Source organism: Shouchella phoenicis, assembly GCF_047238345.1.
Taxonomy (GTDB): domain Bacteria; phylum Bacillota; class Bacilli; order Bacillales; family Bacillaceae_D; genus Shouchella.
This window is the reverse complement of record NZ_JBDFMQ010000001.1, coordinates 3,603,152-3,626,337: the sequence shown is the minus strand read 5'-3', so window position 1 is coordinate 3,626,337 and position 23,186 is coordinate 3,603,152. Positions and strand designations below refer to the sequence as shown.

Here is a 23,186-nt window from a genome sequence, read left to right as displayed (position 1 = left end):
AAGGGTGTAGGAAAATTAGTGGGTGAGGAGAGGATTACAGATGAAAAAGAAGTGGACAACCTATGGTTTAGTTGCTGCGGTGACAGTTGGGTTATTCGGTACAACGACAGGTGCTTCGGCAAGCGATGATGGAAGCGTAAGCGAACCAAGCAATGGTCCAGCTAAAAATGTGATTTTCCTAATACCAGATGGGTTTTCGCAAAGCTATGCGAACAGCTACCGAATGTATAAGGAAGAGAGCGAGCCAATCTGGGATGAAAAAGAGATGCTCTCTGCTCACGTGAAAACGGAGTCCAATGATGCAGCGATTACCGATTCAGCAGCTGCTGGAACCGCTTTTGCTACAGGGCAAAAAACAAACAATGGCGTCATTGGTCTTGGTCCAAATGGGGAGTCGTTGCCGTCGATTGTTGATGTGGCAAAAGAAAATGGGAAACGCACTGGACTTGTTGCAACATCTACGATTACACACGCGACACCAGCCGCTTTTGCAGCAGAAGTAGAGTCACGTGGGAGCTATACAGAAATTGCCAAACAAATGATTGAAAATGAAAATATTGATTTACTATTTGGTGGAGGAAGAACAGAATTCTTGCCAGAAAGTGAAGGCGGCATAAGAGATGATGAACTTAATCTCGTCTCGTATGCAGAAGAACATGCTTATACATACTTAGAAACAAGAAGACAGCTGATGCAGTGGGATGGAGAGAGCGAAAAACTTCTCGGTTTATTTGCAGAAGAAGCGTTAGAACCTTCGTTGACGCAGCGCAGTGATGAGCCAAGCTTAGGTGAGATGACAGACACGGCAATCGACTTCTTATCACAAGAGGAAGACGGGTTTTTCTTAATGGTGGAAGGGAGTCAAATTGATTGGGCCGGCCACGACAACGATCCGCTTTATGCGATGACGGATACGGAAGCGTTTGAGGAAGCTGTAAAAGTAGCGGTTGACTATGCTGAAGAGCACGAAGATACGCTCGTCGTCATGGTGGGTGACCACGATACAGGTGGTATGGCTGTTCATGCAACAGACGAAGCCAACCCGACGATGTTAAATCAAGTACACGCCTTGGGTGCTGATATTGCCGATTCGATCACCCATAATTATTCGAATTTAGAAGACGTATTAAAAGAGAAAACGGAATTTGAGTGGACGGAAGAAGAAATAGACGACTTAAAAGAAGCTGACTCTTTAAAGCTTGCCATCAACGGTGCGATTAGTGAAAAAACAGGATTTGGCTGGTCGTCTTATGATCATACAGGAATTGATGTACCCCTCTATGCGTTTGGCGCAGGAGCGGAGTCATTTGAAGGTACGATTGATAATACCGATGTTCCGAAGAAAATGTTAGAAGCACTTGGGTTAAATGGATTGTAAGCAAAAAAAGCCTCGCCATTCCAGTATCTTGGAGTGGCGAGGCTTTTCACTTATTTTTTAGATATATTCTCTACTAGTTCTTTAATATCGATACCGCTGGACGCTTTTAATGATTCCTGTAAACCGGCCATTAAGTCGGTTGCGTACCCCGTTACACGGTTGGCGCCACCATTTTCTCCTGAACCTGTATCAACAACTGTGATTTTATCAATATTTGATAATGGAGAAGATACTTCTCTTGCGTACTCAGGTAACATTTCAATAATCATGCTAAGTTTCGCTGCTTCACCGTATTTCTCGAAGGCTTCGGCGATCTTTTCTTTTGCTTCGGCTTCAGCAAGACCTTTCAATCGAATAACATCTGCTTCTGATTCCCCGCGAGCACGAACGGCTTCAGCTTCAGCAAGACCATCCACGCGGACTTTCTCTGCTTCCGCTTTTGCCATCGCTTCAACGCGGTATTTATCCGCATCCGCTTCGGCGAAGTGCCTGCTTTTCTCCGCTTCTGCTGATTGTTCAACAGAGTAACGATCTGCATCGGCTTTCTTTTTCACTTCCGCATCATATTGACGCTCACGACGGGCGATTTCTTTTTCTTCTAGCTCAATTTGTTTTTGACGTTCGATAATTTGAATTTGCATTTGTTGCTCGGTTACTTCTTGTTTCGAGCGTGCTTCTTGTAAGTGGTACGCTTGGTCAGCCTGGGCTTTCGCTTGCTCTTGCTCACTGCGATAAGCTGCTACTTTTAATTGGTTATTCTTTTCTGATTCGGCAATCTCAGTTGCTCGCTCAATTTCAGAACGCTTCGCTTGCGTGTTCGCATCAGCTTGGCGAATACGGGTTTCTTTTTCCGCTTCCGCTGTAGCAATGTCTGCATCACGCTTCACCTGGGCAATTCTTGGCTTCCCAAGAGATTCTAAGTATCCATTTGTATCTCGTAAATCTTTAATCGTAAAGGAAACAATGACAAGGCCCATTTTCGCTAAATCTTGTGAAGCGACTTTCTGCACTTCTTGTGAAAAGCGCTCGCGGTTCTTGTAAATTTCTTCAACTGTCATGGAACCAAGGATTGAACGCAGGTGCCCTTCAAGCACTTCTTTGGCTTCTTGCTCTCGATCCTCTCTTGATTTTCCTAAAAACTGTTCCGCCGCAGTTGCAATTTCACCAATGGACCCCCCAATTTTAATAATTGCTGTACCATCGGCAATCACTGGAACCCCTTGTTCGGTATAGACTTCAGGTGTTTGAACATCTAATTTGCTTGATAATAAGGATAAAGGCTTGGCTTGTTGAAACACGGGCATCACAAACGTACCGCCACCGCGAACGATCTTAATACGGTTGCCTGCATCATCCATGTTCACATTTTTTCCACCTAAATAACTACCGGTCACAATAAGTGCTTCATCTGGACCAGCTGTGCGGTATCTCGCTACAAAGACCCCAACAAGGACCGCAAGAATGACGACGACAATCCCGATAATGACTAAAATTTCAATTCCCAACTACAATTCCCCCTTAAAGATTAAGATCATCTCGTGCTAATGTTGCGACGTAGGCAATCCCTTTTTCCATCTTCACAATGACCACTTCTGTACCTGACGGGATCACTTGGTTATGAAGACAAGCTGCCGTTTTTGCGATTGTGCCACTGTCGCTTCGCACAACAACTTCGCCAAACCCATCTGCTGGAACCGTCAAAATGACTTCCCCTTGTTTGCCTTCCAAATCCTCATCGCTGTATGCAACCGACTCTTCTGTATGTTGCAAAGGTGTAAGAATAAATAAGTTAAATAATGTCGCTAAACCTAAAGCGATTGCAACAGCGAATAGACCAGCAACTAGGCTATCGAACGGCGAGAACCGCTCCAATAAATAAGCAGAAGCGCCAAAAAACGCAAGAGTGGACAGGATTAACGTCGGTGAGAGCCAACCATCAAAAAGATCAAAGATGCCGTCCAAAACATCAGACAACAATACATAAATAACGGTCAGCCCACCACTAACTAGAAGGATTGTGAAGTAAATCGTTGTAAGCTCCATAATGTTCCCTCCTCTACCTAAGTCTACTTTATATACGGAAGGAATAGGATCAGAAGTTTCAAGAAAATGAAAAAAGTTATAAATATATACGTGTAAACTAAATGTGTAATCTTGGAAATAAGGAAGGGGAACAATTTAGCCATGTCGAAAAAAGTATGCAGTAGAAGAGATGAAAAAAAGGAGACAGTGAGATGACGAAAACACTAGCAGCAGTAGACGTAGGCGCGAGAATTGTAAAGTGGTACAGCTGCATTCTTGCTCGCTCAGTAGACGAGGCTGTCCTTATGAAAGAAGAAATAAAGCAATCATTAAAAATAATGGAACCGGATGATAAGATACTCGCCTATTACTCACTTGTAGAATACCGTTTCAACATGATGTACTACCAAACAACAGATGCTGAAAAGGGAAACGAAATGATTCAAGATGTTACTCCAACAGTGAATGAGTCTCTCGATCACATGTTGCGGTACTTGTACTACCTTGTGAGCGGTCAGCATGAATATATGCATGGTAAATATCGTTCAGCCATACGCCTGCTTCGTAAAGCAGAGCGACTACTTGAATATGTGAATGATGATGCGGAAGAAGCAGAATTTCAATATTATATGGGTATCTCCCTTATGTACTTAGGTCACTACGCTTATGCATGTTCATATTTAGAAGAATCGATGCTTACTTTCAAACGCTTAGGCTACACAGAAAGAGTATTAAACTCTGCTAATGTACTTGGTGGGATTTATTCTGTCACACGTAATTATGATCTTGCAGGAGAGATCTTGAACGACAGTCTATTTCATGCAAATAATTACCCTTTATCAAGGGTGCTAATTACTTATAGCCTTGGAAATAACGCCTACCATCAAAAAGATTATGACGGAGCTAGAGATTATTACGGAAAAATTATAAACGAGAATCTCTTTGAAGAGAATGCTGTAACTATAAGAGCACAATATGGATTGTCTAAAGCGTTATTCAGACTAGGAGAAAATAATGAAGCTATTAGAAATCTTTTAAACGCTTTGAACAAAGCTAATCTTTATAAACATCAAGAGCTTATTATTAAATGCAATTTGCTGTTGAAACTATTTGTAAAAAAAGAATATCAAACATTAAGCTCTGAAATTGATCACCTCGAAATATTAAACTTAAACCATGATGTAGAAACACTTTCTGAAGAACTATCTCATTATTTCAACGACAAAGGGAAGAAAGACATGGCTTTTTCATTTATGTACCGGGCCTACGAAGCGAAGCACAAAGTACTGTCTATCGGGGTAGGACAGGATTAAACTTATTAAATGTTATAAAAGGGAACGTAGTTGTCATGAGTAGAAGATTAGATAAAAATTTAGCAAAAAGTATATTGGGAAATATCAAATAAATCTTACATTTATTCTTTTTTACCAGTAAAATGGAACTATATTAAGGGAGGAGGTGGTAGGATGCGAAAAACGATACCATCAGAAGATGTCGGTGCAAAAATTGTAGAATGGTATAGTTGCATTATTGCTCGATCAATGGACGATGCTGTTTTACTACATGAGGAAATTAAGCAGATGCTTAAGAAAATGGAGCCGAGTGACAGCATTCTTGCCTATTATTCACTTGTGGAATACCGATATACGATGATGAGGGATCAAACGACCGATGAACAAGCAGGAGACGAAATGATTGAACGCATTTCTCCAACTGTAAGTGAGTCACTAGACAACATGCTAAGGTATATGTATTATTTTGTAAGCGGTCAACACGAATTTATGCATCACCGCTATCGTTCTGCCATTCGCCTATTTCGAAAAGCTGAACGGTTGCTTGAATATGTGAAAGATGAAGCTGAAGAGGCAGAATTTCAATATTATATGGGCATGGCACTAATGAGAATAAATCACAATGCCTACGCATGCTCGTACTTAGAAGAAGCAATTGTAATGTTTAAGCGTCTCGGGTATACAGAACGAATTATATTTGCAACAAATATCTTAGCAGGTATTTATTCAATGTCAGATATGCATAAAGAAGCTAAAGAAATTCTTGAAGACAACCTTTTGACGAGTAAAAGATTTCCCTATTCAAAGCATTTGGTTATCTTTACAATGGGAATTAATGCATATCGAGAAAAAGATTATTTCAATGCTAAAATTTATCTCGAACAAAACACTCTAACTGAAGAATTTCAAGGCTATTCTGTGACGGCACAAGCTCGTTATTGTTTAGCAAGAGTACTCTTTATGTTAGGAATTAAAGAAGAAGCGAAAGAAGAGCTTACAAGGGCCGTCCACGAATTGAAAAAGCATAATAACGAAGAGTTTTTAATTAAATGTAGTATTTTGCAAAAATTATATTTAGAAAAAGATTATGATGGCATTCAAAAAGATTTGGCCTTATTAGAAGAGCAGAATATGTTATATACATGTGAAGAACTATCTCTTGAGCTTTCTACTATTTTTCAAGACCAGCAAGACATGGAAAGAGCGCTTCATCTAATGAAAAGTGCCTATAGGGCCAAACAAAAATCACTAACGTTAGGGGTTGGGTTAGATTGAAAAAATGGTTAATAGCTTTGACAATGGTAGGAATAGTTGTTTTATCTCCAACAGCATTTCAAGCCGTATCAGATGGAGAAATTCAAACTTATACTCAGCCAGTAGGTGGCCACTAAGACAAAATGATTTAAAGCTCTCAATGTATTTGTAGCGCACTTACAGCGCCAAACAAAAAACGTTAACGTTAGGAGTTGGTCAAGATTGAATAAATCGTTTATGACTATTCTTGCTTTATTAATGTTAGTTACTTTTTCGACTGAATATCAGTTAATTGCGGGTGAAGACGTTGGGACTTATGAGTTGCCCACAGGTGGTTATTAAAATTGATTTACATAAATTAAGCCCTGATTTGTGTGAAAAGGCTATCGTGCTAAACAAGATTCCCTTACGTTAGAGTGGGCAGATTGAAAAAATATCTAATAGCAATTACTATGATTGGGATGATTGCCTTGTTTCCTTTATCAGATCAATCTGTTAGCAGCTGATAGTGAGATTCAATCATACGTACACCCTATTGGTGGCCACTAGATATAAAAAGAGACATTAAGCTCTCACTGCAGTGATTCTCAGACAAAAAGACTGAATACTGTATCCAGTATCAGTCTTTTTTGTATAGATTGTCTTAGGTTACTTCACCATCCCGCTTCTCCTGTGCTTCAATCTTTTTCACTTTACGGTAATGTGTCTGCATTCCCACATAAACACCAACAGCAATAACCGTAATCGCTAAAGCGACGATCCAAATCCAATACAAAAGTGAAATGAACATTGCGCCTATACCCATTGAACAACACCTTCCTTTTATTGTCATATCTTATATGTACCTCTTACCCTACAATCCCTATAGTTAAAAGTATGAGAGAAGAAACGTTTATGAGCTTGATTGATACATACGATTAATCTCCCTATAAAATGACAATTCAAGATGCGATCGGTTTATAACAGTCGTTTGATTGATTTAAAACAAAAAAACTGTGTGCCAGTGGCATCACAGTTTAATCTAGTTTCTTTAATGGCTCTTTTGCAGGTCCTTCAATGACTTCGCCTTTGTAAGAGAAGCGTGAACCGTGGCATGGGCAATCCCATGTTAAGTCTGCATGGTTCCAGTTGCATTCACAGCCCATATGGGTACAGGTCGTATCAACGAGATGGAGTGCGCCTTCGTCGTCTTTAAAAGCGCCTGCACGTTTTCCGTTGTGCTTGACGACAGCCCCTTGGCCGTTGTCCAGTTCTCTCACATCTTCGTAGTCGTTTTGAAGTTTTCCTTGGATGAGATGCTTGGCAACATCTGCGTTTTCGGTAAGGAAATGTTTCATACTTGGATCTGAATGGAATCGCATCGGTTTATATAAATCGGCGTACAGGCTATTGCCATCAACAATTAGGTCTGCAAGAACGTGTGCAGCGGTAACGCCGCCGGTCATGCCCCATTTTCGATAACCAGTTGCAATAAAAACATTGGCTTGCAGGGAGGACAGTGGGCCGATGTATGGAATATTATCAAGAGTCGTTAAATCTTGAGCGGACCATTCTTGTTCTGCTTGGAAATCATTAAATTGTTCATCGGCAAATGTGCGTAAGGCATCATAGTGATTTCGAGCGTCTATTCCTTGTCCGGCTTTATGGTGATCGCCGCCAACTAAAATATAATGTTTTCCATTCATGGATACTCCACGAAGAGAGCGTTTTGGTTGTTCTGCACTTAAATACATGCCGCCAGCCCAACTGTCGCTCGATGTACCAGCAACGACGTAAGAGCGATCAGCTTTCATCCGTGACATATATAGACCTCCACCATCAATAAACGGAAAGTGTGTTGCGGCAATGATTTGTTTTGCTGTTACGGTATGACCGTCATTGGCATGGACAAGCACGGAACCTTTTTTGTGCGAGACTTTTTTACACACTGTGTTTTCAAAAAGGTGGGCACCTTTTTTATCCAACTCATCGCATAAAAATGAAAGATAGGCAAGTGGGTGGAATTGAGCTTGGTTGGGCACTTTTAAGGCTGCTCGTATTTTCATGTTAATTGGTAGATCCGTTACCCACTCATGTGGAATTGAAAGCTGTTCGTACGCTTTTTTTTCACGTTTTAAACGATGTTCCCCGTGATGGGTTGTGGCATACAGGTATGTGTCCTCATCGGAAAAGCCACATTCAACGTTATTTTTTTGGACGAGGTTACGTACAAATGTAAGAGCGTCTTGTTGGGATTGATAGTACTGCTGTGCTTTTTCTTTTCCAAGATGAGAGAGAAGTTCGTCATAAATGAAATCGTGTTGAATCGTTAATTTCGCTGTACTATGTCCAGTCGTTCCGCGTCCGAATGAGCCAGCATCGAGAACGGCGACTTTTTTTCCTGATTGTGCGAGTAAATAGGCGGATGTTAAGCCTGTAATGCCGCCTCCGACAACCGCGACATCAACTTCAATATCTTGATCTAAATGCGGATAAGGTTTATCGTGGGAAGAGAGTTGCCAAATTGACGTTAACGTTTGTTTTGTATCACTCATGCTTGAGCCTCCAAAGTTTATTCTCTCTTTACGATTGACCATTTTTCCTATTTTTAGACGTAGAGCCACTGAAAATCCTCGTATCGAGTAGATAAAGGTGGATTGTTCGTGATTTTGCCATGTCGCGGTTTCCTGAATTGGAGTACAATGAACAAAAAGGTGGGTTTGTGGGAGGCGAATGTTGTGAGTAAGAAAATCGAAAATAGTCTTTTGTTTACATGGGTTGTAGCGCTAGTCGCCACACTTGGGTCCCTTTATTTTTCGGAGATTGAAGGGTTTGAGCCGTGTGCGCTCTGTTGGTACCAGCGAATCTTTATGTACCCGCTTGTGATTTTGATTGGTGTTGGCATTATTCGTAAAGATACAGGCGTTGCCATCTATTCAGCTATTCTATCTGGAATTGGGATGGTTATTGCCATTTATCATTATTCGATTCAAAAACTGCAAGTCAACGATGATGATATCTTAGGGTGTGGCCTTGTTTCTTGCTCGGGTGAGTATATTAACTGGTTTGGTTTTATCACCATCCCTTTTTTAGCAGGAATCGCATTTATTCTTATTTTCAGTACGAGCTTGTATATCATTAAAAAGCGTAAGGAGGAAGTGGCATGAAGAAGCTTCTTTGGATTGGTGGAGCGGTCGTTGCTGTTTTTGTCATTTTAATTGTCATTCAAAATATGGGGCAAAGTCAGCAACTTGAAAACAATACGCAGTACGATACAGATGATTTAGATTCCGCAACAATTGATCAGCTTGATGATCCGAACTATCAAAACGTTATTTTGCCAGGTGAACTAGAGGAAAAATTGGAGAACGGTGAAGATGCGATTGTGTACTTCTTTTCACCTACTTGCCGCTTTTGTGTGGAAGCCACTCCAGTCTTAATGGACATTGCTGACGATGAAGACGTTCATATTGATCAATACAACGTGTTAGAGTATGAATCAGCAACGTATGGCATTCAATCAACGCCAACGTTAATTGCATTTGAAGATGGACAAGAAGTTCGTCGTGTAACAGGTAATCAGGAAGCAGAGACGTTTCGAGCTTTCCTAAACGGCGAGGAGCCACCTGAAGCTGAATGATCGTAGAAGAGGTTTAGATAAAAGAATATAAACATAGTGAAAAGACGTATGAACGTCTTTTCGTTGTTCACGATTATGTTGTTATAAGAACCCGAGACTCCTGCGGGAAAGCACGTGTCTGAAGACACTGTAGCGAGTATTCGCGAAAGAGGCTGAGGCCGTGCTCGTGGAAAGCGAAGGGTTCTCTTATAACGCATGATCATTGTTCATTTTTTAATAAGAAGTTTTGCTTTTGTCCGAACCTCTGTTTTGTGCGCTTCTCTACTTAGGACTAAAGACTTCGTAAAACGGGTATAGTGGGTAGCATACCTAGTTGGAGGAGATTGGTTATGGAGAAGAAATTGCGAACCCCGATAAAATGGACAGGAGGAAAAAGGCAACTTTTGCCTATTTTGCATCAATTGGTTCCGACTTCCTATGGAACGTATATTGAGCCTTTTGCGGGAGGAGCGGCTTTGTTTTTCTCTTTAGCACCTGAAAAAGCGCTGATTGGTGATATTAATGATCAGCTTGTGGATACGTATCATGTGATTCGCGATCACTCGGATCTTTTGTTACAAGAATTGTCTTTTCATCAAAATCAGGAGGCATATTATTATGCGGTTCGCGATTTAGATCGTTCGAGCAGTTTTCAAAAACTGTCTATTGTTGAGCGAGCATCACGCTTTTTATTTTTAAACCGTGTTGGCTATGGGGGAATGTACCGTGTGAATCGAAAAGGACAGGTGAATATGCCGTATGGTCATTATAAAAAAGCGAATATTACAAATGAACAAGTTGTGCGACAAGCAAGTAATTATTTGCAGCGTGCAGAAGTGACATTTGTCCATCAAGATTTTGAAGATACGTTGGCTACCGCAAAAAAAGGGGATTTTGTCTACCTTGATCCGCCGTATTTTTCAGAACGGTCTACTGCGTTTAATGCGTATGCAAAGACGTTTACGTTATATGACCACATTCGCTTAAAGCGAGTGTTCACAAAATTGGATAAAAAAGGTTGTCACGTCATTCTAAGTTTAGGGGAGTCATCGGTTATTCGCGCGCTCTACAGCGAATACAAAATATGTACCGTTGAAGTGACGCGGTTAGTCAATTCCGATACAAGCGCGCGTAAAGGAAATGTGGAATTAGTCATTATGAATGAGTTTGATCAAAAATCAAACATTGCAGAAGGCAAAATAATATGTTAAGATATTTGCTTGAGTACAGATGAGCGCCTATGATGTATAGTTGAAGAATTAGAGATCAAGAGAGCTTTAAGGCTGTCTCGATGTTCAAAGCGAGCCGACGTCCCTGGCTTTTTGCATCAAGACAGCCTTTTCGATGCGTTTAAGGCGCTTAAATTAAAAAAATGAGGAGTTTTTAAAACTTGACACAGTTTGATCAATTTGGTCTGGACACACGCGTTGTTCAAGCCATCACTAACATGGGCTTTACGGAGCCGACACCTATTCAACAGCAAACAATAGAACTTGTAAAAGACGGTGAGGATGTCATCGGCCAAGCGCAAACCGGAACGGGGAAAACTGGCGCATTTGGTATTCCAATGGTGGATCGTATTGACGCATCACAGCCGGTTTTACAGGGGCTTGTATTAGCACCGACTCGTGAATTAGCGAACCAGGTTGAACAGTCGGTAAGACAGTTCGGCCGCGAAAAAGGTGTACGCACAGTCGTTGTATATGGTGGAGAAGATTTTGGTAAGCAAATTCGTGCTTTAAAAGCGAAGCCGCATGTCATTGTTGCAACACCTGGTCGTTTAATGGACCACATGCGTAGAGGAACCGTTCGTTTGCAAACAATTGAAACGGTTGTGCTTGATGAAGCCGACGAAATGCTAAATATGGGATTCATTGAAGACATTGAAACCATTTTAGCGGAAACACCACGCGAGACAAGACAAACGCTTCTTTTCTCAGCGACAATGCCTCGGCGTATGGAATCATTAGCGAGCAAATTTATGAAAAACCCGAAACGTATTGCGGTTAAAGCAAAAGAAGTGACAATGGAAAACATTGCACAGCAGTACGTTGAAGTACACGAGCGTGAGAAGTTTGATGTGTTCTGTCGTCTACTTGACTTAGAAACGCCAGAACTATCGATCGTATTCGGTCGTACAAAACGCCGTGTTGATGAGCTTTCAGAAGCGCTTATTAAGCGCGGATACCGTGCGGAAGGTTTACACGGTGATTTAAACCAAGCGAAACGTAATAGCGTTTTACGTAAATTTAAGAGCGGGCTAATTGATATCTTAGTTGCGACAGATGTTGCAGCACGTGGACTTGATATTAGTGGCGTGACACACGTATTTAACTTTGATTTGCCACAAGATCCTGAGAGCTATGTACACAGAATTGGACGTACAGGACGTGCCGGGAAATCAGGGATTGCGATTACGCTTTCAACGAAACCTGAACGTGACCACGTGAAGTTAATTGAAAAAGTATCAAAAAAACGCATGACAGCACGTCCGAAACCAACGTATGAAGAAGCGTTAGCTGGACAGAAACAACTTGTACTCAACCAGCTTCGTGACCTTGCATCCGATGAGGAACAGGACCACTATCGTGTGGAAGCGAAAGAAATTCTACAAGAAACAGATGCTGTTACAGCGTTATCTGCTGCTCTTAAGCTACTGACAAAAGAGCCAGATGAAACACCTGTAGCACTTACAAGTGAAGCACCATTACGTTCGAAAAAGCGTCACGATGGACGCGGCGGAAATGGTGGCAACGGTGGAAACCGTCGTCGCGATGGCCGTAGCAAAGATCGTCGTAGTGCGTTCAACCAAAAGCGTAGCAAGAGCAGCGACCAGCAAAAAGGCGGACAAAAGCGCCAATGGGCGAAACGCTCGTCTTAATAAAGTTAGAAACCTGCGAGATTCTCGCAGGTTTTTTCTGTAAACCCGTTCTTAATTATGATACGATCATAAAAGCATAATGTGTTACATAAGTAAGCAAGGGGACGGAAAAAAGGAGAGATGAAAAAATGATTAAACGAACAGGGGAAAGAGTATTAGGGATCATTGGTCTTGTCATGTTCTTTCTTGGGACGTTGTTTTTGGGAATTTTAGCAATTGGTGACAACCAGGGTCTTTTCGAAGAAGTGTTTATGGAATTAACTGAAGAAAGTAGTGAACTTGTCGAATCGGGCTCCGACCCATTAACTGAAGAGGAAGCAAATGAAGTGATTGAAACGTTTGATATGATTAACTTCACGATGCTGACAATTGGTTCACTTCTACCTGCGATAGCTGGTGTTGTGGCGGTTATACTATTGAAAAACAAACCTGTATTCGCGAGTATTCTATTTTTAGGCTCCGCCGTTTTCTACGGGGCAACGAGCTTTTTATTATTGGCATTTTTAATCCCTGCCGTTCCGATGATTCTTTATATCATCGCAGGTATTATGGCGCTTGTTCGTAAGCCAAAAGAGCCTGTAGAACAGCTATAATAAGGAAAAGGGGCATCTCATCAGGAGGTGTCTTTTTTATAATAGTTGAACGCAATTTAGCACAAACTTTCTTAATGAATAGTATGTTAGATAATCTGACAAATCGATTGCGCATTCCTCTTATCCGTCATAGAGTAGTAGTAAGAAAAAAGATGAGACGAACATCTAATAACTAGGGGAGTGTTTCGAGATGGCAACTCAAGCGCCGACGAGAGAAAGTTTGTTAGAGACAATTCGGGAGACAATTGAAAAGAAAAACGTTGAGCTTCTTCATATGCAGTTTGTTGATATTGAAGGTATGCTCAAGCATGTAACGATTACAGCAGAACAGTTGGACCAAGCTGTGAATGGTGAAACGATGTTTGACGGATCATCGATTACAGGCTTCACGCCAATTAACCAGTCTGATTTATATTTAAATCCTGACTTATCAACATTCGCTGTTTTACCTTGGACAGAAGAAGAAGGATACTCAGAGGCGAGGTTTTTATGTAGCGTAAAAAAGCCGGATGGCTCTGACTTTGATGGAGATCCTCGTAACATTTTAAAGAAAACGGTAAAGCGTGCAGCAGACAAAGGATATTCAATCAGTGTCGGGCCTGAGCTAGAGTTCTTCTTATTTGATACAGATGAGTTTGGTCAACCTACTTTACGCACACAAGATGTTGGTGGATATTTTGAGCCATCACCAAAAGATGATGGTGAAAAAGTACGTCTAGCCATCTATAAAGCATTACGGATGATGGGCTTTACGATTGAAGCTTCACACCACGAAGTAGCAATTGGGCAGCATGAAATAAATTTTAAATATTCAGATGCTCTCGGTTCTGCCGATGCTGCGACAACGTACAAATGGGTTGTTAAAACTGTGGCAAAGCAATTTGGTCTACATGCAACGTTCATGCCTAAGCCATTAGGTGGGGAAAATGGAAACGGCATGCACGTGAACATGTCTCTATTCGATATCGAGAAGCAAGAAAATAGTTTTTACGATGAAGACGATAAGATTGCGTTATCGAAAACAGCGTATCATTTTATTGCTGGATTACTTGATAACGTCAAAGATTTCGTTGCGGTTACGAACCCGCTTGTGAATTCTTATAAGCGTCTTGTTCCGGGTTATGAAGCGCCGTGCTATATCGCTTGGTCTGCCTCAAACCGTTCAGCCCTCGTGCGTATACCAGCAACAAGAGGAGCTGGAACTCGTGTGGAAATTCGTTGTCCAGATCCTTCTGCAAATCCATACCTTGCGTTTGCGGTTGTGGCAGCGGCGGGTCTCGATGGAGTAGATAACGAAACAGAATGTCCGGCTTCTGTTGATGCAGATATTTTCAACATGACACCTGCTGAAATTAATGAGCGTGGTATTGAAAATCTACCAACAAGCTTAGAGGCGGCGGTTAATCGTTTTGAAGCTGGTGAAATTGGACGCAAGACATTCGGTGAACACGCATTCGGTGAATACATCGATTTAAAACGTGGCGAGTGGGACGATTTCCGTACAAGTGTTCATGCTTGGGAGCTTACTGCATACCAAAGCAAATTTTAATTGAATGGTCGTCAACAACCCGTGGGAATCACTCGCGGGTTTTTTATGTGCAAGATTTCGATATAATTGTTATGAACTATATGAATGTCAATGCAAACACGGAATCTGTACAGTAGGAGGACTGTATATGTTTAAAGGGTTGGTGGTTCTCGTTTTTATCGCCCCACTGATGCTAACGGGTTGTTTAGACAACAATGATGTAGTAAGGCACACAGGTGTTGTAACAAACGTGATTGAAGAAGAGAACGGAACGCGTATTCACGTTGAAGGAGACTCTGGTGGAGTGACCAATACCATTTCTTTTTTTCTTACAGAAGAATTAAATGAAGGCATCCATCTGCATGATACTGTAACGGTTTATTATGACCCAAAAGCGTTTAGAGAAGATACGCTGCCCCCAAACCAAAGTGGCGTTGAGGACATCGAAGTAAATGAATGATGCTGTTATAAAGGCTACTCTTTTTCGGGTTGTATACCCGCGTGTAATGATACAGGCTCAAACGCAAACAACGAATCAGCCACACCATTATAAGGTACGATAATATACTCACGACCAAATGTTAGGTCATCCTCATTAAAAGGGGCAACGATCAGCGAGTCGTTTGTCGTTGCTAACACAATATGAACCGTATCGTCGTACTGGAACAATAAGTAGTCAGTCTGATTTGCGGCTTGATACTGGGCAATAAAAAAGGCAAGCTGGGGTAGTAAGATGAGAATGAAAATAATTGCGATAATATGTCTTTCAAGTTTATATTCTTTGACTAAAGTGGGAACGTAGTCTCGCCAGTTCCAATCTTCATAGGGCTTGACCATTTTCTCGACAAAGGTTTGTTTATAGTTTTTAAGACTTCCATAAAAGAAAGGTACAGCAAGGTAATAGGCTGCAATGAAAAAAGGTATGTAATAAAACATAATTTGATTGTAAAGAATGCCAAGTGCTAGATAGAAAATAAACCATGGAAGGATACTACTTATTAATTTCGACCAAAAATATGGAAGTTGTTCATAAAACCATTTTAGCCCCATTTGAATAAGTAAAATGACGATGATAAAGATAAAAACAGCCGTCATCGCAATGATGATATGATTTAAATATATTTGTCCAAAAAGAACTTCATTGATCTCGTAATGATCAAATTGTCCCATTTGATAGCGATACGCAACAAGGTAGCCAAGAATGGTTGCAGAGGCAATAAGTATGGCAGAATCAATGGACAATAATTGTTTTGTTAACGGAGGTGTGCGGTTTTGTTGGATTCGTCTTGTATGGTCTGCCATGATCGGTTCTCCTCTTCATTTCGCTCATTGACAATTGTAGCACGGTTCCATACACTATAGTTATTAGAATGATCATAATGGAGTGAAGAGTATGATTTTTTCATTTAACTACTCACAATGCATAGAGAGAACGAGGTTGTCCGTTTTGAAATGAATGACATTTCAGCGGGCAGCCTCTTTTTTTATAGCTTTAATGAACTAGAGGGGTGAAGCTATGATTTATTTAACAGGAAGTGCTTTGTCATTAGCGGATGTAAAAGCAGTCATTCAAGAAAAAGAACAAGTGGGAATTGATCCGTCATGTTTGGACTCGATTCATAAAAGTCGAGCTGCTGTGGAACGAATCGTTTCTGAACAACGAATTGTTTATGGGATAAACACAGGTTTTGGCAAATTTAGTGACGTACGTATTCAGCAGAATGACGTAGAGGAGCTTCAGCGGAATTTGCTCTTATCCCACGCATGTGGAGTCGGACCGCTTTTCTCTGAAGACATCACAAAAGTAATGATGTTATTGCGTGCGAATGCGCTTGTCAAAGGCTATTCAGGTATCCGGCTTGATGTTATCCAGCGTCTACTCGATTTCGTAAATGCCGACGTTTATCCATGTGTGCCGCAACAAGGGTCTCTTGGAGCGAGTGGGGACTTAGCTCCTTTGGCTCATCTTGCTTTACCACTTATTGGAGAAGGAGAGGTGTGTTACCAAGGAAAGAAGATGTCAGCTTTGGAAGCTTTACAACTCCTTCAACTTGCTCCTATCATGTTGCAGGCGAAAGAAGGGTTAGCGCTCATTAACGGCACACAGGCCATGACGGCTACTGGTGTGGTGGTTTATATGGAAGCGGAAAAGCTTGCTTATCAAGCTGAAATGATTGCTGCGGTGACGATTGAAGGGTTAGAAGGGATTATTGATGCTTTTGATGAAGACATCCATATAGCACGAGGCTATCCTGAACAAGTTGCGTGCGCGGCTCGAATTCGCGATTATCTAACCGATAGCCAATTGACGACGAAGCAAGGGGAGAAACGAGTTCAAGATGCCTATTCGTTACGCTGCATTCCACAAGTGCATGGGGCAACATGGCAAACGCTTCAATATGTAGAAGACAAACTTGTCATTGAGATGAATGCAGCAACAGATAACCCACTTATCTTTGACGAAGGCAAGAAGGTGATTTCTGGAGGGAATTTTCATGGTCAACCGATTGCGCTTGCCATGGATTTTTTAGGAATTGCAATGGCGGAATTAGGAAATATTTCGGAACGGCGAATTGAACGCTTGGTGAATCCGCAATTAAATGATTTGCCGCCTTTTCTAAGTCCACAACCTGGTTTGCAGTCTGGAGCAATGATTATGCAGTACGTGGCCGCAGCACTCGTGTCGGAAAACAAAACTTTAGCACACCCTGCAAGTGTTGATTCCATTCCGTCATCAGCTAATCAAGAAGATCATGTTAGCATGGGGACAATTGGCGCTAGGCACGCACGACAAATTGTTTCAAACGTTCGAAACGTCTACGCGATAGAAGCGATTTGTGCGATGGAGGCGACCAGATACCGTGGTATTGAAAAAATGGCGCCACGTACGCGACAATTTCTTACTGAAGCTCGGGAGATCGTGCCAACCATCACGAATGATCGTATGTTTTCAAAAGATATACAGGGAATGGCTGAGTGGCTACGGTCAAAACAAACAGTGAAAACAAAGTAAAAACGCATAATAAAGATATTATGCGTTTTCCAATCGATTATTTCTGTTCAATATTGTATGCGCCGTGCGCAACAGAGCCAACGTACTCGTTTAATTTACTGCCGTGCTTAATAGCGGCTGTAACAAAATCTTTTGCTGTGTAAATGGCATCTTTAACGTCTTCCCCTTTAGCTAAAGAAGCGGCGATAGCAGCAGCAAATGTGCAGCCTGCACCGTGGGTATACGTTGTATCGATTTCATCGGATTCTAAAAGATGAAATTCTGATCCGTCATACCACACATCAACGGCTTGGGCTGAATCTAATTTACTTCCACCTTTAATGACAACATGATTTGCCCCAAGTTCGTGAATGACTTTCGCAGCTGTCTTCATATCGTCAATCGTGGAGATTTTTACACCTGAAAGTTGCGTAGCTTCAAATAAGTTTGGCGTCACAACATAGGCTTTCGGCACAAGTACATCACGTAAGCATGCATCGGTTTCAGGATTTAACGCTTCATCTGCCCCTTTGCAGACCATAACAGGGTCTACTACGAGTTGATCAACGCCATATTGTTCAACTTTTTCAGCTACAATCTTAATGATATCAATTGATCCGAGCATACCGGTTTTGACTGCATCAACACCAATCCCTTTAAGAACGGTATCAATTTGTTTATCAACCACAGCTGGGTCTTGTGGGAAGACTTCATGAGCCCAGCCTTGAAATGGATTCTGAGCAACAATCGTCGTAAGGGCGTTCATCCCATATACGTTCAGTTCTTGAAAAGTTTTAAGGTCCGCTTGAATCCCAGCGCCACCGCTTGTGTCGGAACCGGCAATCGTTAATGCTTTATATCGCTTCATGATTCGTCTCTCCTTTTATCTCTGGTATGTCTATTATAGTAGAAAAAATTCTGAAGGGAAAGCCTGTACAACTAGTGGAAAGAATGGCAGCGTTTTCCGATAAATAGAGAGAGGATAGAAGGATGAGGAGGGGTAAAATGATTCAAAAAAAACTTGTTCGAGGATATGTCGTTATCGCAGTGTTAATCGTAGGGTTTGCAGGATTGATGACCGCTTTTTTTAGCTCCACCCAACAAACATTAGTGCAGCTTGGGCAAGAGCTGGAAGGGACAGCGTTTCAACAAGTGCAGGGTCTTCAAGATTCGTTAACATGGCAACTGGTGAGTGTATGGGGAGTTGTCATCGTTTTGCTGACATGTGGTGCGATCATTGCGCGACAACAAGCTAGGATGGTGCTAATTCCGATAAGGAGACTACTACGTCGTGCGCGCTATATTGCGGAAGGCGATCGCTCTCGTAAGCCATTACCGGTTATCGGGGAGGATGAGTTTGCTGAGTTTACGCAGGCGTTTAACGAGATGACGGAAGAATTAAATCAAATGTTAGAACGAGCGTCAACCGTAGCAAGCACCCTCGTCTCATCAACATCTTATTTAACAGCACAATCAACCAAAACGTTACAGTCAGCAGGTTCTATAGAAGAAGGAAATCAACGAATGTTAGACGCTGTTCATGCCCAAGTCGAAACGTCGCAAAAAAGTGTACAGTCAACGGATGACTTATCGGAAAAAGTGGAGCACATAACAATGGCGCTTGCCGCAGCAGAAAATGCAACAGAAACGGTCCATCATCTCGTGCAGGAAGGGAATCGTAAAGCAAACGAATCAAAATCATCAATGGATGCGATTGTAAAAAACAATAACAGTACGTTAGCGGTGGTAAATCAATTAAATGAGCGTTCTAAACGGTTAATCGATATGATACAAACGGTCGAAGCGATTGCCAATCAAACTAATTTACTTGCGTTAAACGCAGAGATTGAAGCTGCCCATGCTGGAGAGCAAGGAAGAGGGTTTGCAGTAGTTGCTGAAGAAGTAAGGAAATTAGCGGCAGAATCACAAGGTGCTGCCCGACAAATGACCGCTGTGATTGAAACAGTGCAAGATGATACAAAAAGTGTCTTATCTGAGATGGAAATAGGGAATAGAGAGATTCAACAAGGCTTAACGGCGAATACAGAAATGAACCGAGTGCTAGCAGAAATTAATCAAGCTTGTGATCGTTTAAATCAAGATATTTATTCGGTTTCTTCTTCGACACAGTCGATTGCCTTTAGCACCATCTCATTAGTGGATCAACTTGCAGCATTAAAGGAAGCGAGTGTTGAAAGCGGTAAAGAGACGAAAACGGGAGTGACGCTAGCAAAAGAGCAAGTTCGAATTATGAGAGAAGTCATTGAGAAGGTTCAAAGCATTGAGAAAGCGGTTCAAGAACTCACAAATGTGGCAGATTTAGTTGAAGAATCAAACACAGAAGAAAAAGAAAACGTAAATCTCACTATTTCCCATAGCGCTTAACGACAAGACGATGTATAATGATTCATTATTGCTTATTAATATCCGTTCGGGGGACTTATAATGAATAAAGTATCACTTAAAAGTGCATTAATGTTTATCATTCCATCGCTTATTGGGATTTTCCTTTTTATGACACCAATTCCAATTGAAACAGAGGATGGTACATCGGTTCAATTGCCTGTAATGTTTGCCTCTGATTTCTTAATTGATCTGGTCACCATGGAAGCTTTAACTGTGATCGTGATGATTTTACTCGTTGTTACGGCGATTGTATCGATCATCGCAACCAACGTGAAAAAACAAACACAAAAAGAATCGTTCTGGATTAGTGTTTTTGCGACGACGCCAGTATGGATTGTTGTTCGAGTCGTCGGTGCCATCCTTGGTGTGCTCGTATTTATGAATGTTGGGCCAGAGTTTATCGTTTCAGAAGATACAGGGCAAGTTTTGTTAATGGACTTGCTACCATTCTTATTTTCCATTTTCTTGTTTGCGGGATTACTGTTGCCACTCCTTCTTAACTTCGGTTTAATGGAGTTCGTTGGGTCACTACTGAAAAACGTGATGAGACCATTATTTCGTTTGCCAGGCCGTGCTTCTATTGATTCTATGGCTTCGTGGGTCGGGGATGGTACGGTTGGAATTATGTTATCCAGTAACCAATATGAAACAGGGAAGTATACAGCGAGGGAAGCAGCGATTGTCGCATCTACGTTTTCCGTTGTATCAATTACGTTTAGTATTTCCATTTTAGGTCGTTTAGAGATTTCTCATCTATTTTGGCAGTTCTTTTTAACCTTATTTGTAGCCGGCTTTATTGCGGCTGTTATTACACCTAGAATTCCGCCTCTATCACGTAAGAAGAATACGTATATTGATGGAAGCGAAGGCGAAGTAGAACCAAAAGAAAAAGATGTTCTTCGAAAAGGGTTCGTGCAAGCTTCCTTGCGTGCAGAAGAAAGCTTTAAGCAAGGTAAGAATATCCAAACAGGATTAAAAACGGTTTTTGATCTATGGTTCGGGGTCTTGCCTGTAGTAATGGCGATTGGAACCATTGCGGCAGGTGTGGCGAACTTTACACCTATGTTCGAGTGGCTTGCAGTTCCATTTGTTCCAATTCTGGAATGGATGAACGTACCGGAAGCAGCTGCAGCGAGTCAAACCCTCCTAATTGGTTTTGCTGACATGCTTTTACCTGCTATCTTAGCTGAATCGTTTGGAATTACAAGCGAATTAACGTTGTTTATTATTGCAACGTTATCGGTTTCTCAGCTTATTTATATGTCAGAAACCGGTGGTGTGTTAGTCGCTTCTAAAATTCCAATTACTTTTTTAGATGCTGTAATCATTTTCCTCATTCGTACGATTATTACGCTTCCAATCATCGTCTTAATGGGTCATTTATTGTTATAAACGTTAAGAACTGACGTAAGCCGTCAGTTCTTTTTTGAATTTGTCATGAATTAACGATAGGCGTATGATGAGAAAAGAGCAGACAAGTAAAGGAGAAAAAAATGAGTATTTTACACAATGACTGGAATGACGTTGTCGCTGAAGAATTTACGAAAGAATACTACATACAGTTAAGAGAGTTTTTAAAGAAGGAATATGCTCAAGAAGTCGTATACCCGCCAATGGACGATTTGTTTAATGCGCTGCATCTCACTCCGTATAAAGACGTGAAAGTGGTTATATTAGGTCAAGACCCGTATCATGGACCAGATCAAGCTCACGGATTGAGCTTTTCAGTAAGACCACAAGTAAAGACACCGCCTTCCCTTAAAAATATGTATAAGGAATTAGAAAGTGATCTGGGGTGCCAACCACCAAATCATGGATGTTTAGAATCGTGGGCTACGCAAGGTGTGCTGCTGTTAAACACAGTATTAAGCGTAAGACAAAAGCAACCAGGTTCTCATCAAGGAAAGGGATGGGAGTCTTTTACGACGAAAGTAATTAAAAAACTAAATGAACGAAAGGAACCAATTGCTTTTGTGTTATGGGGGAAACATGCTCAAGCAAAAAGGACATTGATTGACGAAAACAAACATTTAATTGTCCAGTCTCCACACCCTAGTCCTTTTTCTGCACATCGTGGTTTTTTAGGAAGTCGACCTTTCTCAAAAATTAATCAATGGCTCGTGTCAAAAGAAATGACGCCAATCGATTGGCAGTTGCCGCTAACGGTTGATAAGGCTTCTAAAGATGAGTCGTAAGCTCCTTTTTTTCGCCACTTCATTTATTATTGGATGGTTGTTTCAATTAGCGGGGTTGCCAGCTGGATGGTTACTTGGTGCATTAATGACAGGCATGTTTTGGTCATTTTATATTAAGAAACTTATTTTTCGTAGTGAACTATTTACATTATCCCTTGCCCTAGTAGGGGTTGTCATTGGCTTTATGGTCGTACCAGAGGAAGTATGGGCTTATCGAACGCTGTTACCAGCTTTTCTGCTGTCGCTTTTCTTGACGCTAGTCGGCGGAATTACGTTAGGGAAATTGTTCGGAAAGTGGACGAAACTTGAGGGAAATACGGCTTTTTTCTGTTGCTTACCAGGTGGCGCATCAGAAGTCATTGCGTTAAGTGATCGGTACGAAGCCGATCAGCGTATTGTGGCAGCGTTTCATACGGCTCGAATTACATTATTTGTGTTTACTGTACCGTTAATTGTCGGTCTTGGCTCAGAGGCATCAAATGCAGCAATAGTAGAAGCTGAACAATCCTTTTTGGCGGATACAGGACTTGTCATACTCGCGATTTTCCTTGCATTTCTTGTGTTTTTTGTTAGCAGGTTTCTTTCCTTTCCAGGTGCGCCTATGTTCGTGGCGATCATTCTTGGATTTACGATTCACCAATTCGTTGTTCCGAGTTATTCCATGCCGAGCCTTGTCATGGGAATGGCACAAGTGTTAATTGGTTCATTGATTGGTATGCGATTTGATCGGAAAACGTTAAAAGAGTTAAAGCGAATTGGCGGTGCAAGTGCAGTTACGTTATTTTTATATGTTTTAATGAGTGTCGGTTTGGCGTTAATTTTTTTCTTATTAAGTCCGCTGCCATTTTATACGACGTTACTGGCAATTGTACCAGCAGGAGCTGCGGAAATGGCATCTACGGCTGCAACGTTACAACTTGATGCAACGGTTGTTGCCACATTGCAAATGCTTCGCGTATTAGGCTTATTTTTGGCCCTACCTTTTTTAGTTCGCTGGTTTGCAAAAAAACCAACCACAAGGATGTAAGCATAATGAACAATATGAAC

21 protein-coding genes are annotated in these 23,186 nt (G+C 41.4%); 15 read left to right on the top strand and 6 right to left on the bottom strand.

Annotated features, from left to right (window positions below):
- The first annotated feature begins 40 nt into the window (after nt 1–40).
- Entirely contained in the window at nt 41–1,378 is a 1,338-nt protein-coding gene (locus tag ABC361_RS19325; protein ID WP_413075460.1) for an alkaline phosphatase, read from the top strand.
- Between the two features lie 50 nt (nt 1,379–1,428).
- On the opposite strand, the gene floT is transcribed toward ABC361_RS19325, so the two are convergent.
- Together floT and ABC361_RS19315 are read right to left on the bottom strand one after the other, a co-directional pair.
- Entirely contained in the window at nt 1,429–2,883 is a 1,455-nt protein-coding gene (gene floT / locus ABC361_RS19320) for a flotillin lipid rafts scaffold protein FloT (protein WP_303708977.1), read from the bottom strand.
- A gap of 13 nt (nt 2,884–2,896) precedes the next feature.
- Nucleotides 2,897–3,421, bottom strand: a complete 525-nt coding sequence (locus tag ABC361_RS19315) for an NfeD family membrane protein (protein WP_413075459.1) — start codon at nt 3,419–3,421, stop codon at nt 2,897–2,899.
- 191 nt (nt 3,422–3,612) lie between these two features.
- On the opposite strand from ABC361_RS19315, the gene ABC361_RS19310 reads away from it, so the two are divergent.
- The gene (locus ABC361_RS19310; RefSeq protein WP_413075458.1) at nt 3,613–4,713 is read left to right on the top strand and encodes a response regulator aspartate phosphatase; all 1,101 of its coding nucleotides are present in this window, start codon (nt 3,613–3,615) and stop codon (nt 4,711–4,713) included.
- A gap of 153 nt (nt 4,714–4,866) precedes the next feature.
- Nucleotides 4,867–5,967: a response regulator aspartate phosphatase gene (locus ABC361_RS19305; protein WP_413075457.1), complete on the top strand. Its 1,101-nt coding sequence runs from the start codon at nt 4,867–4,869 to the stop codon at nt 5,965–5,967.
- A 622-nt stretch (nt 5,968–6,589) separates the two neighbouring features.
- On the opposite strand, the gene ABC361_RS19300 is transcribed toward ABC361_RS19305, so the two are convergent.
- A complete protein-coding gene (locus ABC361_RS19300; protein ID WP_255224235.1) occupies nt 6,590–6,751 on the bottom strand; it encodes a hypothetical protein in 162 nt (53 codons plus the stop codon).
- Nucleotides 6,752–6,962: 211 nt separating this feature from the next.
- On the bottom strand, nt 6,963–8,480 hold the full coding sequence (locus ABC361_RS19295) for an FAD-dependent oxidoreductase (RefSeq protein WP_413075456.1): 1,518 nt from the start codon (nt 8,478–8,480) through the stop codon (nt 6,963–6,965).
- 183 nt (nt 8,481–8,663) lie between these two features.
- On the opposite strand from ABC361_RS19295, the gene ABC361_RS19290 reads away from it, so the two are divergent.
- From ABC361_RS19290 to ABC361_RS19260, 7 genes are all read left to right on the top strand, one after another.
- A complete protein-coding gene (locus ABC361_RS19290; protein WP_413075455.1) occupies nt 8,664–9,092 on the top strand; it encodes a disulfide oxidoreductase in 429 nt (142 codons plus the stop codon).
- Complete coding sequence (locus tag ABC361_RS19285; RefSeq protein ID WP_413075454.1) at nt 9,089–9,565, top strand: thioredoxin family protein; 477 nt, start codon at nt 9,089–9,091, stop codon at nt 9,563–9,565. Before ABC361_RS19290 ends, ABC361_RS19285 begins: the two co-directional genes overlap by 4 nt.
- 329 nt (nt 9,566–9,894) lie before the next feature.
- The gene (locus ABC361_RS19280) at nt 9,895–10,755 is read left to right on the top strand and encodes a DNA adenine methylase (RefSeq protein ID WP_413075453.1); all 861 of its coding nucleotides are present in this window, start codon (nt 9,895–9,897) and stop codon (nt 10,753–10,755) included.
- Between the two features lie 179 nt (nt 10,756–10,934).
- Nucleotides 10,935–12,425 carry a degradosome RNA helicase CshA gene (gene cshA / locus ABC361_RS19275; protein ID WP_413075452.1) on the top strand — a complete coding sequence of 497 codons (1,491 nt, stop codon included), beginning with the start codon at nt 10,935–10,937 and terminating at the stop codon, nt 12,423–12,425.
- Between the two features lie 128 nt (nt 12,426–12,553).
- Complete coding sequence (locus ABC361_RS19270; protein ID WP_413075451.1) at nt 12,554–13,018, top strand: DUF4064 domain-containing protein; 465 nt, start codon at nt 12,554–12,556, stop codon at nt 13,016–13,018.
- Nucleotides 13,019–13,208: 190 nt separating this feature from the next.
- Complete coding sequence (gene glnA, locus ABC361_RS19265) at nt 13,209–14,567, top strand: type I glutamate--ammonia ligase (protein ID WP_413075450.1); 1,359 nt, start codon at nt 13,209–13,211, stop codon at nt 14,565–14,567.
- Between the two features lie 127 nt (nt 14,568–14,694).
- Nucleotides 14,695–15,006: a hypothetical protein gene (locus ABC361_RS19260; protein ID WP_413075449.1), complete on the top strand. Its 312-nt coding sequence runs from the start codon at nt 14,695–14,697 to the stop codon at nt 15,004–15,006.
- A gap of 14 nt (nt 15,007–15,020) precedes the next feature.
- Here the strand turns inward: ABC361_RS19260 and ABC361_RS19255 are convergent, their stop codons facing one another.
- Nucleotides 15,021–15,848: a hypothetical protein gene (locus tag ABC361_RS19255; RefSeq protein ID WP_413075448.1), complete on the bottom strand. Its 828-nt coding sequence runs from the start codon at nt 15,846–15,848 to the stop codon at nt 15,021–15,023.
- Nucleotides 15,849–16,062: 214 nt separating this feature from the next.
- Between ABC361_RS19255 and hutH the strand changes: the two genes are divergently transcribed.
- A complete protein-coding gene (gene hutH / locus ABC361_RS19250; RefSeq protein WP_413075447.1) occupies nt 16,063–17,559 on the top strand; it encodes a histidine ammonia-lyase in 1,497 nt (498 codons plus the stop codon).
- A gap of 37 nt (nt 17,560–17,596) precedes the next feature.
- Here the strand turns inward: hutH and pdxK are convergent, their stop codons facing one another.
- Nucleotides 17,597–18,406, bottom strand: coding sequence for a pyridoxine/pyridoxal/pyridoxamine kinase (gene pdxK, locus ABC361_RS19245; RefSeq protein ID WP_413075446.1), 810 nt, complete (start codon nt 18,404–18,406; stop codon nt 17,597–17,599).
- A gap of 137 nt (nt 18,407–18,543) precedes the next feature.
- Here pdxK and ABC361_RS19240 point away from each other — a divergent pair, with 137 nt between their 5' ends.
- From ABC361_RS19240 to ABC361_RS19225, 4 genes are all read left to right on the top strand, one after another.
- Nucleotides 18,544–19,923: a methyl-accepting chemotaxis protein gene (locus tag ABC361_RS19240; protein ID WP_413075445.1), complete on the top strand. Its 1,380-nt coding sequence runs from the start codon at nt 18,544–18,546 to the stop codon at nt 19,921–19,923.
- A 60-nt stretch (nt 19,924–19,983) separates the two neighbouring features.
- Nucleotides 19,984–21,336 (top strand): YjiH family protein, encoded by a 1,353-nt coding sequence (locus ABC361_RS19235; RefSeq protein WP_413075444.1) that lies wholly within the window; start codon nt 19,984–19,986, stop codon nt 21,334–21,336.
- Between the two features lie 101 nt (nt 21,337–21,437).
- Nucleotides 21,438–22,139 carry a uracil-DNA glycosylase gene (locus tag ABC361_RS19230; RefSeq protein ID WP_413075443.1) on the top strand — a complete coding sequence of 234 codons (702 nt, stop codon included), beginning with the start codon at nt 21,438–21,440 and terminating at the stop codon, nt 22,137–22,139.
- Nucleotides 22,129–23,166, top strand: a complete 1,038-nt coding sequence (locus tag ABC361_RS19225; RefSeq protein ID WP_413075442.1) for an AbrB family transcriptional regulator — start codon at nt 22,129–22,131, stop codon at nt 23,164–23,166. Before ABC361_RS19230 ends, ABC361_RS19225 begins: the two co-directional genes overlap by 11 nt.
- The last annotated feature ends 20 nt before the right edge of the window (nt 23,167–23,186 follow it).